This is a genomic window from Dickeya oryzae (assembly GCF_009372235.1).
GTDB classification, from domain to species: Bacteria; Pseudomonadota; Gammaproteobacteria; order Enterobacterales; family Enterobacteriaceae; genus Dickeya; species Dickeya oryzae.
Genome location: NZ_SULL01000006.1, coordinates 254,965 through 272,816 on the forward strand (window position 1 = coordinate 254,965; position 17,852 = coordinate 272,816).

Genomic DNA, 17,852 nt, shown 5'->3' on the forward strand with positions numbered 1-17,852 from the left:
CGCACGGCCTTATTCGCGACTGCAGCCTGAGGCTGATGCCGCCCGGCGGGCGGCCTTTTGGACGGTCATCGCTATGAACTACCATCAATACTACCCGGTGGATGTGGTCAATGGTCCGGGAACACGCTGCACCCTGTTTGTGGCAGGTTGCGAGCACCAGTGCCCCGGTTGTTATAACCAGAGTACCTGGCGTCTGAATTCAGGGCACCCATTCACACAGGAAATGGAAGATCGCATCATCGCCGATCTGCAAAATACCGACCTGCCGCTACAGGGGCTGTCGCTGTCAGGCGGCGATCCGCTGCACCCGCAGAATGTGCCTGACGTACTACGGCTGGTACAACGGGTACATAATGAGTGTCCCGGCAAGGATATCTGGATGTGGACAGGCTACCAGTTGGATGAACTGACGCCAGAACAGCACCAGGTCGTTGATTTGATTAACGTACTGGTGGACGGGCGTTTTATCCAGGAACAGCGGGATTTAACGCTGGTGTGGCGCGGCAGCCGCAATCAGGTGATTCACCATCTACGCTGATAACTGGCATCTACGCTAATAACTGACGTCTGGGCTGATAGCAGGCACCGGCGCAGGCAAACCGTGTGGCGCCTTCGCGCCACCGGCAACCGGCAACCGGCAACCGGCAACCGAGGTCACTGCACCGATATCCCTATATCAACGAACCCACATCAACACGCCTTTATTGACGCACTCTCATTGATGCGTCCTCAATGATGCGTCCTCAATGATGAATAGTTAACACGCCTCCGCTACGGCATCACGACGCCAGAGGTGTTTCTTTCCGAATCCCAACGCGTTGTCGGTCATTTTCATTTCGTTGAGCGACAGTTTCCAAACCGGTGCGCCGCTACTGCGCGCAATGGGAAACCGAACGTTATAGCGATTACGCGCCAGTGCTTCTTCCTCACCGCTTAAGCGGCTGATTTCCCCCAGAAACTGCACGCCTCTGATCAGCAGCACACTCTTAGGCTGGCCGTTGACCGTACCCGCCACGCGCGGACAGCGTCGCATAATCTCGCCATGCCGCGTATCCGGCTCCGTCATCAGATAAAAAGCAATCTTTTCATCATCAAATACATAAAAGCAGTTGGCGCACCATAAATCGTCATCGTCACTGACACACAGCGTCAACACATGCAACTTCTTCAGATAGCGGGAAATGACTCCCAAGGTATTCTCTGCTTCCACGGCCTCTCTCCGGGTGGAACGTCGTTAATCCTTGCCTGACCGGATAGCATCAGTCCCTGTCATTGTGAACTGCACATAATGCCACTTCCCGGGCAAAATAAAGACCTGTCGCGCCGGTATTTTGCCTGGGGATAATAGAAAAAACGGATAACATCTTCACAGAAAGGGAAATTTTTAGTGGTTTGACCAGTTAAGAGGCATATACCCTCACCTAAAACCGACAATTATGCTGTTTTCGCCCCATCAATACCTCTTGCCATTCTTGCTGGTATCTCACTACCGCCAGCGGGGGTATTGAAATATCCTTATCTCGCCTGCACACGGTAATATACCGGGAATCATCTACAATTATTCTGGCTACCAGACTGGCTTCTCCTGCCATAGCGAGCAACCGGTAGCGAATTATTCAAAATAATGTGTGGTAAATAAAATATTGCTAATAAAACTTTGATTTCCACTACTGTCTGTATCCTAAATAGCATTATGATGCGAGAGTAGAAAAGAGGGCATAACCAAATAGTTACGTTGGCGCGCACCCACGTTATGACAACCTTCTATTGTTAATAACAACGCACCTGAATACATTGAATGTTAATTAAACTATACCCCAAATAATTCGAGTTGCAGGACGGCGGCAAACAATACCCCACCGTACTTTTTACATTATTCGCGTTGCGAAAATACGTGACTCACCTATCCGTTATGTCGAACAGAGGGAAAATCTGACAACCAGTGGCAGAGAAACCCGGGAGAAAAAATGAAAAACTACAAAATCGGTACTCGGTTATCCATAGGGTTTGGGATACTTATCGCGTTTTCGTTGATTATGCTTGCCAGCGGTATTTATCAACTCAACCAGATAACCCGGAACGCAGAACAAATCATGCTGGTACCACTGCGCAAAGAACGACTGGTAGCCGACTGGGCAGCGACGCTCTCCGCCGGGATACAGCGGACCACCGCCACAGCACGCAGCAGCGACCCTTCGCTGGCACAGGTGTTCGCGGCAGATAACGCCAATGCCACCAAAGAGAACAACGAACGTGTGGCAAAATTTACCGAGCTGGTGTCGTCAAAAGAAGAACAGGGGCTATTGGATCAACTCAACGCCGACCGTCAGGCCTATATCAAAGCGCGCGATGAAATTTTCAGTGCGAAATCTTCGGGCAACGCGGAACAGGCCAAACAGGTCTTTGAGCAGAGATTATTGCCGTTCTCCGTTCAATACCAAAAAAGCATGACCACCCTGCGTGACTACCAACGTACCAATATTGACCGCATGCGGGAGGAGATTTCAGCACGGGCGCAGAGCAGTTACCTGTTCCTCGGCGTGCTCGGCTTGTTGATTACCCTGGTCGGCTCCCTGCTTGCCTGGATGCTAACCCGCAGTATTGTGCGACCGCTGCAAACCTCAGTACAGGTGACAAATTCTGTTGCCAGAGGGGATCTCACCGCAGAGATTTCTCCACAAGGCCGTGATGAACTGGCACAGTTGCAACACGCGTTACAGGACATGACCGGCCAGTTACGCACCGTCGTCGGGGAAGTACGCGAAGGGGCTGAAGCCATTGCCGGGGCGTCATCTCAGCTCGCTGCTGGCAATCAGGATCTCTCCAACCGTACTGACGAGCAGTCCAGTGCGTTGCAGGAAACCGCAGCATCGATAGAGCAGCTGACCTCCACCGTTCGGCAAAACGCCGATAACGCCAGACAGGCAAACCAACTGGCGCAGGATACCGCCAGTCAGGCGCAAGCCGGCGGGCAACTGGTTAGCGAAGTGGTGCAAACCATGGGCGCTATCGACAGTTCCTCCAAGAAAATTGTCGACATCATCGGTGTTATCGACAGTATCGCGTTTCAAACCAATATTCTGGCGCTTAACGCCGCGGTTGAAGCCGCCCGTGCTGGTGAACAAGGCCGCGGGTTTGCGGTGGTAGCAAGCGAAGTGCGTAACCTGGCGCAACGCAGTGCTTCCGCAGCCAGAGAAATCAAGGAACTGATCGGCCATTCGGTAGAAACGGTGGACGCCGGGAACCGGCTGGTGGAAAAAGCCGGGGTCTCCATTCAGGGGATTGTGGATGGCGTGCGCAAAGTCAGTGAACTGGTCGGCGAAATCAGCGTCGCCAGTCAGGAGCAGTCACTGGGTATCGAGCAGGTCAACCAGGCGATTAATAAAATGGAACAAACCACACTGCAAAATGCTTCGCTGGTCAGAGAAGGCTACAACGCCACGCAATCCCTGCAACAGCAGGCTGAACAGTTAAAACAGGTGGTCAGTATTTTCCATCTCGAAGAAGCAAGAGGCGGGTCTTACAATCTGGCAGGCAACCGACCGATGATTTCCCCTTCATCGGCACCGGCCGCGAAAACACTGGCACTCAAAAAACCCGCCGCCGCCAAAACCTCAGCCAGCGCAGACGACTGGCAGTCGTTTTAACGCTGTCTGACGGTCCAACATCGGGCACGCGTAATCACACCGCGTGCCCGATTTATTTATGCCTTATCCCCGCTGGCGCGGGGAACACCCAGCAGGTTCAAATTTGCTGGTGTCGATGCCCGGTTTATCCCCGCTGGCGCGGGGAACACTGTTGGCCTTGCGAGTACGACCAGAACTGAATCGGTTTATCCCCGCTGGCGCGGGGAACACGGGCAGAGCGGTATAACGTCAAAGTCGCTCGCCGGTTTATCCCCGCTGGCGCGGGGAACACAAATCTGACAGTTGTTTCTCTGCCTCTCGGTACGGTTTATCCCCGCTGGCGCGGGGAACACTCTGAATAATCGTTGCCGATTTTTGCATTTGTCGGTTTATCCCCGCTGGCGCGGGGAACACTCCTTCCAGCTTGTCCAGGCGGGCAATGATGGCGGTTTATCCCCGCTGGCGCGGGGAACACTTCTACAGCCGCGTCGATGCGAGATTGAATGTCGGTTTATCCCCGCTGGCGCGGGGAACACCGGCCAACATCCGGAGCTGGTTAAAGCGCTGTCGGTTTATCCCCGCTGGCGCGGGGAACACGGATGGGGCGAGTAACCGCGTCACAGGCGGCCCGGTTTATCCCCGCTGGCGCGGGGAACACGTGGGTTTTTCTTTATCTGCTACTCAATACAACGGTTTATCCCCGCTGGCGCGGGGAACACGCCAGCGCCCCCTTTCCGTGCCGATACACTTTACGGTTTATCCCCGCTGGCGCGGGGAACACCCGCCGTCCTTACCTGTCACCTCGTGATCCTGCGGTTTATCCCCGCTGGCGCGGGGAACACCAGCGCATACGAAGCGCCCATGACGCCTGTGCCGGTTTATCCCCGCTGGCGCGGGGAACACCCTGTATCAACTGGTGTACCCGTTGGTGGCTCACGGTTTATCCCCGCTGGCGCGGGGAACACGATCAGCAGTGCATCGGTAACAACGCCTGTTGCGGTTTATCCCCGCTGGCGCGGGGAACACATCACCTCGGGTTGCATCGATCAGTTCCTGACCGGTTTATCCCCGCTGGCGCGGGGAACACAACAATATCTATGAACTCATGTACGCCAATTACGGTTTATCCCCGCTGGCGCGGGGAACACCACCGCGCGGCGGTCAGTTAAACCGCGCCAGACGGTTTATCCCCGCTGGCGCGGGGAACACATAGGGAGCATAGAAATAGACAGAGTTTATATCGGTTTATCCCCGCTGGCGCGGGGAACACAAATGGAGCTGGTAGACCGGGCGCGGGTAGTGCGGTTTATCCCCGCTGGCGCGGGGAACACTCTAAAAGTATATACCTGTTTTATAAGGCATTTTAAAGGCAGGAAAATTCTACCGATTTTTCCCGGTTGTTAAAGAGCGCTAACTCACTGATTTTCAACGGGGTGAAAAGAGACTAACCGCAAACCATCGAGATCCACCGGCATCCGCCGGTTTTCACCGAAGGTCTGGAACTCAAAACCGGACTCGGTGTTGGTGGCCCAGGCCATCACCACATTGCCCTGTTCGGCCAGTTCCACCACCTGCTGCCAGATCATCTCCCGTACCCGGCGCGAGGTGTCGCCCACATAAACCCCGGCGCGCACTTCCAGTAGCCAGACCGCCAGCCGACCGCGCAAGCGCGGCGGCACGTTTTCCGTTACCACCACCAGCATGCTCATCCGCCATGCCCCCGGTGCCCGGCGTCACCAAAGGGTGTCGGTTCGGGAATGGCGGGCGGTTGTGCGTCTGGCGGTGCCTGCGGTGGCTCAATCTCGCCAGCGGCCAGCACGTCTTCAATCAGGGGGATCAGTTTGGCCAGCGTTTGCTGGCTGCGGAAAATATCACGGCAGGCCACCCGCACTTCACGATCCGGCTCCTGCGGGTTGCGGGCGGCAATCTCGAACGCTTTGGGCACCACACCGTCAAACTTGATGATGTCGGCAATGTCGTACACAAACGACAACGGCTTGCCGCTATGGATAAAACCGATAGCCGGTGCGTAGCCCGCCGCCAGTATCGCCGCTTCGGTAATACCGTAAAGGCAGGCAGTGGCGGCGCTGATACACTGGTTAACCTTGTCGCCGTGCGCCCAGTCTTTTGGGTCGTAGCGGCGGCCATCCCATTTCACGCCGTACTGTTTTGCCAGCAAATTGTAAGTCTGGCGCACCCGCGCGCCTTCAATGCCGCGCAGTTGCTCGACAGAGCGGCGGCTGGGTGCCGGTTCGCCAAAGCGCAATTCGAACATGCGCCGCACCACTTTCAGGCGCAGTTCTTCATCCAATGCCAACTTCGCCTGATACAACAACCGGTCAGAGCGTGCACCACCCGGTTGCCCGGCGGCGTATAGCCTTACCCCGGCCTCCCCCACCCACACCAGCAGCGTGCCGACAGTGGCCGCCAGCTTAGCCGCCGCGTGGGAGACGCGGGTGCCCGGCTCCAGCATGATGCAGGCCACCGAGCCAACCGGAATGTGGGTACGCACGCCGGTTTTATCGATCAGCACAAACGCGCCGTCCACCACGTCAATCTGCCCGTATTGCAGGAAGATCATCGAGGTGCGGTCTTTGAGCGGGATCGGGTTTAACGGAACGAACGACATAGCAGCCTCCCGCTGATTATGCCCGACGCAACAGCAACAACCCGCATCCCAACGCGCGGCTTTTCCCCAACCCCTCGCTGACTGCCTGCGCAAAGCGTTCAGCGTCAGTGATGCGTAGCAGGCCGTCAAAATCCACCGAACTGAAGCTGACCGGCTCGCTCTGCTGCGGCTTATACCACCGCTGGCGCTGATAACCGTCAACACGACAGGCATTGACCTCAAACCCCCACTGCTCGCCCTGACGCACCAGCCAGTCGGCTGCCGCCTGCTGCTGGCGCGGCCAAATCTCCACCGCGTCCGCTCCTTGTGCTTTGGCCTGATACTTGGCATCCATCAGCACATCGCTACGCTTTTTCTGGCGCGTCACCACCGGGTTAGCGCGCAGGGAAAACGCCAGTTGCATCCCGGCGTTCAGTTGCGGTTGCCACGGTTTGGTTTCCACCTCGAACAGGTTGTGATCCTGCCGGGGTGCACAGGCCGAGAGCAGGTAATAGCGGCTGACATCAGCATGGGCGTCCTGCCGAAACAAAAAGCGGCGCTGCTGCTCCTGCGGGAACAACTGCCACAACCACTGGTGGCTGGCATACACTGGCGATGTCAGCCATTTCTCCGCCATCGCCGACGGCAGCACCGCCGGTTGCAGCGTGACACGGGAAAAGAACATTACTGACCTCCTTTCAGTACGCCGTGGCACTGTACCCGAGTGGTGAACTGCCAGCGCCGACGGCTGGTGGGCTGGTCGCTACGCTCCACCGCCATCATCGCATCACTTTCAGCAACATCCTCACCCGGTTCCCAGTAACAACTGCCGTCAGGTTGGTTGATAAACTCCAATGCCGGGTCGTTGAGCAATGGCGTATCGTCAACCTGTCGCCACACCTCGGCCAGAGACCCACACAGCAGATGCGGTGCCAGCGGCAACGCCAGCGGGCAACTTTTGCGGCCGAGATAGAGCGGGAACACCGGGGTGTGCAACGCCTGCAACAATTGTGAAAGGGTGACGGGTGCGCCCTCAGTCGCACTCACCGCCACGTGGTAATACGCATCACAGCGGTATTCACGGGCGGTCAGCAGCGTTTCCAGCCCTTGTTCCGGGTCAGAACACAGCTCATCACGCCGGGTATAGCGCACCCGTTTGCGCTCTTCACGCGGCATCTGCACGGTATGGTAATCACGCAGCCAGCCTTCCCGGCGAGAAAGTGCTCGCACCGCAAAACGGTAGTGTGCGTTAAATTGAACCAACCGCGCTTCTTCATCGCGGCGGATACCGAGTGCCGCTGCCAGCAACCCCAGCAGTGCAGAACGGCTCGGTACGGGTGAGGTATGGCGCACCTCACCCACCGCCGGTTCCCCCCAGGAAGCCAGCGGCGCATACAGTTGAAATACCAGATACTCGGTCATGCCACCCTCACTGGCTGATGAAATCCAACAGTTGCGGCAGGCTGCCAACACCGGCTTCAACATTCAGCACGTAATCGCTCATGCCGTCAGCGCCGTAAGCACGGTTGAACTTCTCCTGTTGGCTTTTCAGCGCGGTGATGGCGGTTTCCAATGGTTCATCGCCACTCACCGGTTTGAAAAACGCCACCGACAGCGCCCGTGGCTGTGCGGAGCCTCGCTCTGCCAGCACGTAAGAGGCATAGGCACGGGAAGCAAAGCTATTCTGCTTGCCCGTCGGCGACACGGTAAGCGCCGTTTCGCCCAGCGCCCGCAATGTGCGCTGCACCAGCGCTTCATCACCGCTGAGGTTTTCCAGCAACCGATCGCGGTCGATACAGATGTACTGATAGAACAACGCCGAGGCAAAGCCCTGCTCGCCCATGTGACCAGAACCGCTGTTGTCATCACCAGTGTTAAGGTCATCGACCGCGGTGAAAAAGTCATCCTCCACCGTGACCGCACTGACACCCAGCGCATGTGCCACCTGACAGGCCGCTTCTACGTTGAATTCCGGGCTGGAAGCCAGCATGCGGCCAAACAGCGCGATATCGACGCTCGCCACCTCTTTGCGCAGCAGTTTCAGCTCTTCGCTGTTGGGTTTGCGATTTTCGGCAATCAACGTCGCCACCAGTTGGTCTATCCGCGCCCGTTCCGGCACGCTGATGTGCGCCAGTTGCTCGATGTCGTATTTTTCCAGCGGATCCTTGCTGTTTTTTTCTTCTTTTTTCAGTTTGCCAAACTGCCCGGCAATCTCTTTCGCCGCCTCTTCGGCGGTTTTGGTGGTTACGCCACCATCAATCAGTTGCTGATACACCTCACGCCCCAGCCGCCGGGTGCGCTTGCCGATGTGCTCGCCCAGCGCGTTTTCAAACACCGCCGAGGTGCGCCAGGCGCGCTTAAGGCTCTGGGATGATACCCGCAACCGCTCCACGCCGCCGACCAGCGCGGTTTTCGGGCGACCGGCGTCGTCGCGGTTAAGGTTAGCGGGTGCGTAAGCCGTCAAAAAATGCAGTTGAATAAAAGTGGTCATGCCGGTTCCTTGTTGTTGGTCGGGTGGTTTCCGTTAGCGTCTTGCGGGGCGGAGGCTGCCTCATCCGGTGCGGGTTCCTGCGTTATCTGGTTGTATTCGCACGCCCAGCGCACCGCATTGCGTTTCAGTGGGTTGTGCTGTGCAGGCAGGTTGTGTTGCCGCGCATGCCATTCATCCATCCACAGCAGGATGCCGTCCGCCAGCGACGGCAGATTCACGCCTGCGTCGCCGCGAATCGTCACCGCCCGAATCAACAGGCGGCACAGTTCTTCCGGCGTTTGCGCACGCAGCAGCCGTTCGAAACGCAGTGCAGACAGGTAACGCCGGTCACTGCCCGCACTGACCGGTTCACCCAGTTGCGCGGCGAAACTTTTCTTGTCGTCACTCTTATCGGCATGGGCCGCCACCGCCGCGAAGAGCGCCACACCGAGCAGACGATGCTGTTTGTCGCCAATCACCCCGGCCAACATATTCGACAGCCGCATAAATCCCTGACAGGTCAGCGCGCAATAAGGCGCGGCGGCGCGGCGCAACGCCGCCCGATCCGCGCGGCCATTATGGGTGTCGTTATGCCGGTTTTGTAATTGCGTAAACCAGGTCTCTATTTTCTCCGCCGCTGGTGATAAAATCACCAGCGGCGTTGCGGTACTCTCCTTACGAGCGTTCTCCTTGTTGCCGTTCTCTTTGTTATCTTTCTCCCTACTCCCTTTATCCATTCGCCGGTTCCTCTTGAGATTGCAATCCTTTGAGCTGTTTCATTGATTTCTGGCCGTGGAAGAGCTTCACCATGTTGCTGCGCGCTTCTACCGCTCGCGTCAGGTCACCTTGCTGGTCCGGGTTGCCGAATGTCAGTCGATCAAAGGTGCCGATAAGGTACATGTAGAGTTGATTTCGCCAGGCATTAAGCGCCGCGACGGGGCAACCGCCCCCGGCGATAGAACGATAAAGCTGCCGGAAAAACTGTTCGGTCTCCTGCCAGAACGACACATCGATGAAACTGAAATCTCCCCCCACGTCTTTCGGGCGGCTAAACCAGGCCGCTTTCACCGACTGACGCAACAGTTGCTGGGCGTCGTGTGCCATCTGCAAGCCCAGTGGCAGGTAGTCTTTTACTGCCGGGTTAATCTCTTTCCACACCGGCACCCGGTGCTCGTACCAGCAACGGGCTTTCATGTTGTCCATGTCGTAGCCAAAGCACCACAGCCCGACTTTATAACGCAGCGGTACGCGCTGCTGATTGAGGCTCACTACACGTGCAGGCAACGTCTGGTTAAGCGCATCTTGTGTGCCGATAACCAACCCCAGCCAGTCACGGTAGGAAAGCCCGCCTGGCTGACCTTTGATCGATAGCAACGTGCCATCCTTCAGTGACTTGCGATAAGGTGTCAGCGGATGCAGCCAGTGTTCGTACTGTACGCCGTAGTTTTTGGTGCGGTACTGCGTCAACAGCTGGTCCGAGCGATCGCCACACAGGTCGCAATACCCGGATTCGGTATGACTAAAATCGAGTTCGATGCGGCGCGGCATGCCCCAAAACGCCTGCAACGGGTGTGCGTTCTCCGGCGTCACCTTATCTTTGTCGCCTTCACTGGTGCGGGTGGCCTTGAGCCAGGGGAACACCGACGCATCGCAACGCCCCGGCTCGCCGGGGATGACGTTGGCCCATAGTTTGCGCCACAGCGGCACCGGTCGGTGAGCGTCGTAAGGCATCAGCAAGGTGGTAATCGGGCCGCCGCCACGTAAGCCGACGCGATGACCAACACCGCCCGACGGTGCGTTGGTTTGCAGCGTGTAAAGCGCCAGCGCAGCACAGTGCGGGCAGATGGCGTTGACCGTGCCGCGTTTGACGAAGTGGTCTTTGTTGAGTTTGAGGGTGTTGCCGCCCGGCGCATCGATCAATAAACCGGAAATCGGGCTGTTATCGGCATCCAGCGATGAGAAATCCTGCATAAACGCAGGTTTATCCGTGCCAAACTGAAATGCCGGAGCCAGACTATCCAGCGCCTGAATCCAGCCGTCGCCCAGTCCTTCTCGCCAGATATCCTCCCAGCCTTCATCATCCGGCGGCGGGTAGGCGGTTTGCAGCAAACCGATCAGCAACTGCCAGGCAGCGCCCTGAAAATCAGGCCGTGGACACGCCAGATCGATAATCCGGTCGTCGGCCAGTTGCCGTGGAGAAATATGGGTGCGGTGCCCGTCCGCGCCCACTACCGGTAACCAGAGAGTGTCAATCAGTGAAAACATGAACCTACCTCTTCAGTAAGGCCTCATCCGTGAGGTCGTCATGATTCCTGTTATTGTTTTCTGCCTCCGCGCGGCCAGAGTCCGCGCCAGCGGCACCGATGTTTCCCGGTGAACAAAAACTGCCGAAGCAGCAAAAATCCTTGAAGAACAGTTGTGTTACTTTGAGGCTGTGACCAACAGTTCCATGGGTATAAAAACAAATCTATGTCGGAAATGGTGAAACATGCCTTGTGTGTAACCTTAAAAACGCCCATAGGCCTGACTACTGTGCTATCAAATCTGCTGCAACCAACCCAGTATCAGCACGGTAGTAATGCACCATCTCACCCGGCGTCAGCAGCAATACCTCCGCGCCGGGGCGGTGCAGTTGTTGCCGGAAACGTTCCAGTAAATCGCCCTGTAGCGTCGGCCACCCGTTTTGGTGTTGCTGCCACCAACGCTTGCGTACCGACAGGCGGCTTCTCTCCCAGCTAAACTCGCCGTCGCCAGCATAGGGCTGCGGTAGTGCATCATCACTCTCAGCACGCCAGGCCAGATAGACATCCTGCGATTCCTCGCCTGTGCGGGTAAACAGCTCAGCGTCATCGCTCCAGCCGCGCTGTGCTGCGGCCACGCAGTACCCCAATGAAAACGTCAGCGAGGATTGCGCCGCAACGGTGCGATCACCCAGTTGCTTGCCTTGCGCCTGATAATCCCCCTCCTCCAATGCGATGGGTGCCGCAATACGTTGCTCATACACACTGTCTATCAGCAAACGCGCCTCGTCCGGCATGCGTAACGCCCCTCGCTCACGCAATATCGCCTGAGTGCGCCACAACACCGCCTGATGCGCGTACACCGCGCCGGTGCCACGTAGTTCTGCTCCCAGCCAGTCACGCCCAGCATCTGGTTGCCACGCTGGTGCCAGCACCCACAACACCGGCGCGGCGCGATCGTCCCGCTCTGGCGCGTCATCCCCCGGCTGTTTACCGCTACCGTCTGCCCGGCGAATATGCCGTTGCAACCGTCCCGCACGCTGGATCAAGAGATCCACCGGTGCCAGGTCGCTTATCATCACGTCCACATCAATATCCAGCGACTGTTCTACCACCTGTGTGGCAATCAGCACCTTGCCACGCCGTGTCTCGCCGTCGCTGTGTTTGCCAAAACGCTCAATCGCCGTGTCTTCAATCGCCATACGGTCACAAAACGCAAACCGGCTGTGGAACAGCAAGACGTCGTCTGCGGCTATCTCACCGTTCTGACACAGTTGTTGCCAGGCGGCTATCGCGTCATCCACCGTGTTGCGGATCCAACACACGCACTGCCCACTCGCCACCGCCTGACGAATTCGTTCAATGGCGTCAGTACGGTGGGATAACCACGCCACCTCAACGGTACGGCGAACCTCTGCACGGGTTTCGACTGGCCATTCATGCAACGCCTGCGCATTAACATGGGTAAACCACGGATAACCGGCTTGCCCGGCCAGTTCACCGGCGGGCTGCTGCATACCCCGGTAAAATGCCTGAACTAACCGCTCCCGCTGCGATGCCGCTAGCGTGGCAGTCAGAATGATCGCGCTGCCGCCCTGACTGGCGTGGAAAGTCAGCAGGTTTTCCAGCAAGCGGCTGGTGTAGGCGTCGTACGCATGCACCTCATCCAACAGCAGGATTTTGCCGCTCAACCCCAACAAACGCAGCGACTGGTGCCGAAACGGCATCACCGCCATCAAAGCCTGATCGAGTGTGCCGACGCCCACATCCGCCAACAACGCTTTCTTGCGCGAATCAGCAAACCACTGGTTGCATGCGGCACTGGCGCTACGCTCATCCGAGCCATAGCGCACCGGACCGCTCTGCTCTGGTCCCCATAGCGACAAGCGGAAATCCGACACCATATCGCGCGCGCCGTGCGCCAGCATTAGCGATGGCAAACCGGATTCGCTAAACACGGTGCGATAGGCTTTCGATAACCGTCGGTACATGGCGTTAGCGGTCGCCATGGTCGGCAGGCCGACATACAGCCCGTCACCATACCCGGCGCTTAATAAGCGGTGTGTCAGTACTAGCGCCGCCTCGGTCTTACCTGCTCCCGTGACATCTTCCAGCAAAAAAAGCTGTGGGCCGGGCGTACTGATATCCACTGTCATTGCCTGCTGCTGCAACGGTGTTGGCTGGGTAATAAAAGGAAACAGGGCCTGCATTCCCTGAAACGGCGCAACACCACAGGCGTCGGGCAGGCGCAATACGGCGTTTTCCGCCTGCGGTAAGGCGTATTCACGCCAGTAATCCGCCAGTGCCATCGGCTGTGAGCAATAAGGGAAATCGGCCTGGGACGAGCCTCCCCAGTCTGCCAGCACCACACAACCCGCCAACGACCAGCTCCGCTGTTGCAGCAAGGCTCGCCAGCTTCTATCGCTAAATGCATCGGGAAACGCGGTTAATTGCGGGAAAACTGTGCGCAAATCGGTCAGGTAAGCCTGCGCGGCCACAATGTCGTCCGGGTGAAACGCCAGCGCACCGTTATCGTCTTCCAACGGCGGCTGTCCGTGGTGACCACACATCAACCGTAACCACAGGTCCATCACATAATGAAATTTGTCAGAGCGGGAAACTTCAGGTAACCAACTGGCGTCATGCTCCCAACGCTCATAAAGTCGATAACGCCACAGCCATAACCCTAACGAATCATGTCGCACTGGCGATGCCTGCCCTGCGGCACGCACCAGCGGCGCATCAGGGTTCTGGTATAACTGTTGGAAACTGCGGGCAAATTTACCGATATCATGCCAGGCAAGAAACCATGCCAGCCATAATGCCGCACTCTCTTCCTCTAATCCGAGCGACTGCATGTGATCGCGGACATGAAAACGATTATGTTTCACCAGCCAATACCCACAAGCCGCCACATCCAGACAGTGATAGGGCAACAAATGATACGGCGCATCGTTTTCATTTTCAGAAGACGATTGTGCCTTACCCCAATAATGAAAATAGGGCGCAGTTAACCGTTCCAACTGGACTGCCTCAGGCATGGCATACCTCATCGGCTGATGAGTGATTTACTATAAAGTATGGAAAATTAATCTTCTGTGACAAGATAATTTTTATAAATAAAAAAGCGACTTAACAACACCGTCATTTAAGTTAGCGAAGAAATAATATCTTTAAGTTATATTTTACACGCTTCTTTTCTCGGCTCCGTTGACTGCATTATTCGTTTTACAGATATGGCTCTTCGATCAGAGAGCTATCTAAAAAATTTAGTGCTAATGCCACAGCACATTGCCTGCCACTATCAAAACGATCCCCCTCGATTTTTGATGTTGCTCATCTGGTAGCAAGTAAGGTCCAACTCAGCATTGGCAAGAGATAAACCCAAAAACCAGGATTGTTTATCAACCGATTCGCTCTCTGTGGGTGAATCCTATAAACGATGGCATCAGGTCATCCTCTGGGAAAGAATAGGCTTACTAACGTGTAGTAGTATTAGAAAGGCTGTTTAAACGTTCTTTTAAAAGAATGCCATTCCTGAACAACGTCATATCAGACTCATGGTAATAAAACCGACAAGAAATATAATCACAAAAAAAACCACTTCATATAAATTAATTACGAAATTGCACATCATAACTCTTAAAAACCGCTTCTAATCATTTTTCTTATTCATAAATTTCTTTATTGACAGTTTAGATTAACCAATGATAACTATGTTATCGAGATGATGCTGACATACATCTCATTAACAATTCACCTGCATTTATTAAAACCATTCAACTAGGAAGTGAGGTTTTTTATGAGCAAAGCTAACGAAATTGCGAGTCTGTATAAAACACCGAAAATGGTTAATAGCAACGATGTAGAAGGTAATAGCTTTACCGATATGCTTTTACAGACGAAAGCAACCGCATCGGCCGCTTTTGATAAACTCGCTTATTTAGCTGGCATCAAAAATGCGCCTGCAGACGATAAATATGCACAACTGAATACCAGCAGTCTCAGCGAACTGATGGAGAGCGCTAAAAGTGCCGGGTACGATGTTGAGATCGTAAGTATCTAATGACCGGGGGGCAATCTTTATGATTGCCCCAATTTTATTGGAGAGGCCGTTAAATGAACAATGAAATTGATGCGATTAACCAGAAAATAACTATCGATGGACTTCGTTGGGTTCCTCGCTGGAGAGTTAACAACGGTAAGTCGGATTCATTTGTCGTACCTTTTGCAACAACCTACCCAATAAATATTGTATTTCACGGTGAGAGTGAGTTTAAATATGGACAATATGGAATTCACTTAGGACAACAAGATACGCTCACATTCCTGGGACATGAAGAGCAGGTCATTTTGGCCAAATTTATTGATTGTCGAGAGAGTTCGCCAACATTCAGACAAGCCTTAACATTTAACATCAATCCATCGTCCTCAAAAACCCTTATCATTCCACCCGGTGTTGCCCATACCTTCCATAATCTGGAAAATGTCTTCACGCTAAATTCATATACACTTTTCCTTCCAGATATTGACATCTTATCCAGTGCTAACCTGAGCTGGTCACCAGGAAATGACGTGATTAACATCCCTGAAGATATTTCTCCAGCAGAGGTACATGGTTATCACCCAATGACCGAGGAAGCATCCAGCATTGTCTATTATCGTATCGGAGAGTTTCAAGAGGAAAACCTTAAAAAACATAAATTCCAACACTCAGAAACCAGAGAGTTTATATTAGATGATGGAAGTAAAATCAATCTGAGGATAAGAGAAAAAATTGATGGTAGTGCAACAGTAAAGCTTCCTCAATCAAAAATTACTGGTGTAGAATTCAGAGAAATTCCATCGATAAAGACGGGAAAAGAGAGTTGTATTGTGCCGCTGACCCGAAAATCCCCAATGTATATTGTTGAGCATGGTAATGAGCATTATGACTTTGATTCTTATGGTCTACATTTGGGTCAGGAGGACCACCTAACCTTTTTAGGAAAAATGGGGCATGAAATAAAATTAAAACTGGTTGATATGAGGAAAGGCTCTGATACCCTTTTCGTTGAAGAAGAGTTAACATTCACACCTCACCCTAATGTAGAATTAGTCATACCCTGTGGGGTTGCACATGCCTTATTCAACATGGCAAATATCATTACCATCAACCGGCCTATCATATTTCTCAGCCGCGACAAAGAGTACATCCCCGGTCATGATGTTATTGACTGGCCAATCAATAATAGAGAATACATGAGCTACAGCGTGAATGATGTAGAGGCTGATACCGCGTACTATGAGTTTCTGGTTTCTCAACAAAAAGAAATTGCTCGTGAAAAACCCACACATAACACGCCAAAGTCTGTCATTGTTTTTGATGAAAGCTCAGGAAAGCATGTTAAGGTACTCTTAAAGGAAAAAGTATAAAGGTCACCTATGAACGCCCCATTCTTTTTTATGTTGTTTTTGGTTTTAACAGCAGATGGACTAATGGTTTTTCTGACTCCCGTTATTGTCTATCAACTCACCGGAAGTATTGGATATTCAGGATTATCATATGCTCTATGGTGGTTACCTAGGGTGATTATTATTCCGTTAGTTGGGACGTTTATTGATAAACTGGGCATTCGTCCATTATCTATCATGTCTGATGTCATTAAATCAGCGGGGTGTATTTTTCTGGCACTAACAGAATTCTCGTCCAACTTGATGATAGCAGTCTCATTTGGAATCATTGGGAGCATCATATCCATCGGTAATTCACAAACGATTATCACATACGAAAAATTAGTGTCATCACTCAGTAAGACTAAAGATCATCACGCCAACCTGATTTCAAGAATGGATTTTTTAGGCATGATAGTCGGCCCGTTGATGGGTATGTTATTAATTGACTACGGATTCAAGATAGCACTTATCTTACCCTGTGTTTTTTATACTATGAACGCAGTTTTCTTTTTCTTTGAAAAGAAAAACCTCAGGACCTCATTCATTGATATTAAACAGAATGACACTATACCAAGTGATAGTAAAAACAACATAAAAGATTGTGCACTCTATCTGCTTTCAACACCGATACTTATCTTTACCATTTTTTTGGCAGTAGGTAATAACATGTTTGATGGTCTGGTGGAATCAAGCGGTGCAGCCTTAATTGAAAGAGGGATGAACCTTCCCGTCAAATATTTCGGTTTGATAGATGTTGCTGCTGGTCTCTGCGGCGTTTTAGGCACTTATTGTTATAGTTATTTAAGACCACTAATCGGTAGAAAGGTGCTTTTACTACTTGCTATTATGATTATAGTTTCCAGCTCAATATCATTGATAGCATTTAAAGAATCGTTTATCGTCTTTATTGGTTGTTATGCATTATCAATTGTAGGTAAAGTTTTTACCGGAAATATTTGTCGCATGATACGTATTGAAGTTATCAATCCGGCCATGTTTGCCAGTACATCGTCATTGATTGTTTTATTAAACCAGTCAGTGCTCCCACTTATAGGTTTGATCTTATATATCGCAGGCGATTCAACACAGTTTGTTTATCTCTTAATGGCTATTGGCATCGTTATTTCCTCAGGGGCAGGATTTTTTCTATATAGAAGAATGATGTTACCTGAAGCGAAACCAGACGCTCCTCAAGCTACCTAAATAGCGTTGTATACTCGTAGCACTACACAACCCTTATTAAGTAGAAAGCCTGCCATATGATCAACGTTGATAAACCCGTACCAGATTTCAGTGTGGTATGGGTTTATTTGACACAAATACGCTTCCGTTTCATCCACCTGACTGATAAAGCCTACCGGACATCCTGCTCATAACGCTCTTGGTCTTACTTTAGCGCATTATTATCTATCCACAAGTTGATTAGCTAAACCGTTTCTTCTATGTTAGCTAGCAGTTTAGTAATCCCCGAG

General features: G+C 53.1%; 14 protein-coding genes and 1 CRISPR repeat array. Of the genes, 5 read left to right on the forward strand and 9 right to left on the reverse strand.

The genetic code is table 11. The annotated features are described in order from the left end of the window. Positions 1-73 precede the first annotated feature (73 nt). Positions 74-538, forward strand: a complete 465-nt coding sequence (gene nrdG / locus FAZ14_RS13080) for an anaerobic ribonucleoside-triphosphate reductase-activating protein (protein ID WP_038906180.1) — start codon at positions 74-76, stop codon at positions 536-538. A 219-nt stretch (positions 539-757) separates the two neighbouring features. Here nrdG and FAZ14_RS13085 read toward each other — a convergent pair whose 3' ends face one another. After that, entirely contained in the window at positions 758-1,210 is a 453-nt protein-coding gene (locus FAZ14_RS13085) for a YhbP family protein (protein ID WP_016943040.1), read from the reverse strand. 757 nt (positions 1,211-1,967) lie between these two features. On the opposite strand from FAZ14_RS13085, the gene FAZ14_RS13090 reads away from it, so the two are divergent. After that, positions 1,968-3,647 carry a methyl-accepting chemotaxis protein gene (locus tag FAZ14_RS13090; RefSeq protein WP_153508672.1) on the forward strand — a complete coding sequence of 560 codons (1,680 nt, stop codon included), beginning with the start codon at positions 1,968-1,970 and terminating at the stop codon, positions 3,645-3,647. Positions 3,648-3,706: 59 nt separating this feature from the next. Next, positions 3,707-4,957: direct repeats of the CRISPR family, unit length 29 nt; unit sequence CGGTTTATCCCCGCTGGCGCGGGGAACAC. Between the two features lie 84 nt (positions 4,958-5,041). Here FAZ14_RS13090 and cas2e read toward each other — a convergent pair. The 8 genes from cas2e to cas3 all read right to left on the reverse strand — a co-directional run bounded on the left by cas2e (position 5,042) and on the right by cas3 (position 13,985). Further along, positions 5,042-5,335: a type I-E CRISPR-associated endoribonuclease Cas2e gene (gene cas2e / locus FAZ14_RS13095; RefSeq protein WP_012883104.1), complete on the reverse strand. Its 294-nt coding sequence runs from the start codon at positions 5,333-5,335 to the stop codon at positions 5,042-5,044. After that, the gene (cas1e, locus tag FAZ14_RS13100; RefSeq protein ID WP_016943042.1) at positions 5,332-6,255 is read right to left on the reverse strand and encodes a type I-E CRISPR-associated endonuclease Cas1e; all 924 of its coding nucleotides are present in this window, start codon (positions 6,253-6,255) and stop codon (positions 5,332-5,334) included. The genes cas2e and cas1e overlap by 4 nt, the downstream gene beginning before the upstream one ends. 16 nt (positions 6,256-6,271) lie before the next feature. Beyond that, positions 6,272-6,919, reverse strand: a complete 648-nt coding sequence (gene cas6e / locus FAZ14_RS13105) for a type I-E CRISPR-associated protein Cas6/Cse3/CasE (RefSeq protein WP_153508673.1) — start codon at positions 6,917-6,919, stop codon at positions 6,272-6,274. Beyond that, a complete protein-coding gene (gene cas5e / locus FAZ14_RS13110) occupies positions 6,919-7,656 on the reverse strand; it encodes a type I-E CRISPR-associated protein Cas5/CasD (protein ID WP_153508674.1) in 738 nt (245 codons plus the stop codon). Before cas5e ends, cas6e begins: the two co-directional genes overlap by 1 nt. Before the next feature lie 7 nt (positions 7,657-7,663). Continuing rightward, complete coding sequence (gene cas7e, locus FAZ14_RS13115; RefSeq protein ID WP_153508675.1) at positions 7,664-8,725, reverse strand: type I-E CRISPR-associated protein Cas7/Cse4/CasC; 1,062 nt, start codon at positions 8,723-8,725, stop codon at positions 7,664-7,666. Beyond that, positions 8,722-9,441, reverse strand: coding sequence for a type I-E CRISPR-associated protein Cse2/CasB (casB, locus tag FAZ14_RS13120; RefSeq protein WP_153508676.1), 720 nt, complete (start codon positions 9,439-9,441; stop codon positions 8,722-8,724). Before casB ends, cas7e begins: the two co-directional genes overlap by 4 nt. Next, on the reverse strand, positions 9,434-10,969 hold the full coding sequence (casA, locus tag FAZ14_RS13125) for a type I-E CRISPR-associated protein Cse1/CasA (protein WP_153508677.1): 1,536 nt from the start codon (positions 10,967-10,969) through the stop codon (positions 9,434-9,436). The genes casB and casA overlap by 8 nt, the downstream gene beginning before the upstream one ends. Positions 10,970-11,231: 262 nt before the next feature. Further along, the gene (cas3, locus tag FAZ14_RS13130; RefSeq protein WP_153508678.1) at positions 11,232-13,985 is read right to left on the reverse strand and encodes a CRISPR-associated helicase Cas3'; all 2,754 of its coding nucleotides are present in this window, start codon (positions 13,983-13,985) and stop codon (positions 11,232-11,234) included. 761 nt (positions 13,986-14,746) lie between these two features. On the opposite strand from cas3, the gene FAZ14_RS13135 reads away from it, so the two are divergent. The 3 genes from FAZ14_RS13135 to FAZ14_RS13145 are packed head-to-tail and all read left to right on the forward strand — an operon-like array spanning position 14,747 to position 17,583. After that, complete coding sequence (locus FAZ14_RS13135) at positions 14,747-15,010, forward strand: hypothetical protein (protein ID WP_038925962.1); 264 nt, start codon at positions 14,747-14,749, stop codon at positions 15,008-15,010. A 53-nt stretch (positions 15,011-15,063) separates the two neighbouring features. Then, positions 15,064-16,359 (forward strand): dTDP-4-dehydrorhamnose 3,5-epimerase family protein, encoded by a 1,296-nt coding sequence (locus tag FAZ14_RS13140; protein ID WP_153508679.1) that lies wholly within the window; start codon positions 15,064-15,066, stop codon positions 16,357-16,359. Between the two features lie 9 nt (positions 16,360-16,368). Continuing rightward, complete coding sequence (locus tag FAZ14_RS13145; RefSeq protein WP_153508680.1) at positions 16,369-17,583, forward strand: MFS transporter; 1,215 nt, start codon at positions 16,369-16,371, stop codon at positions 17,581-17,583. Positions 17,584-17,852 lie beyond the last annotated feature (269 nt).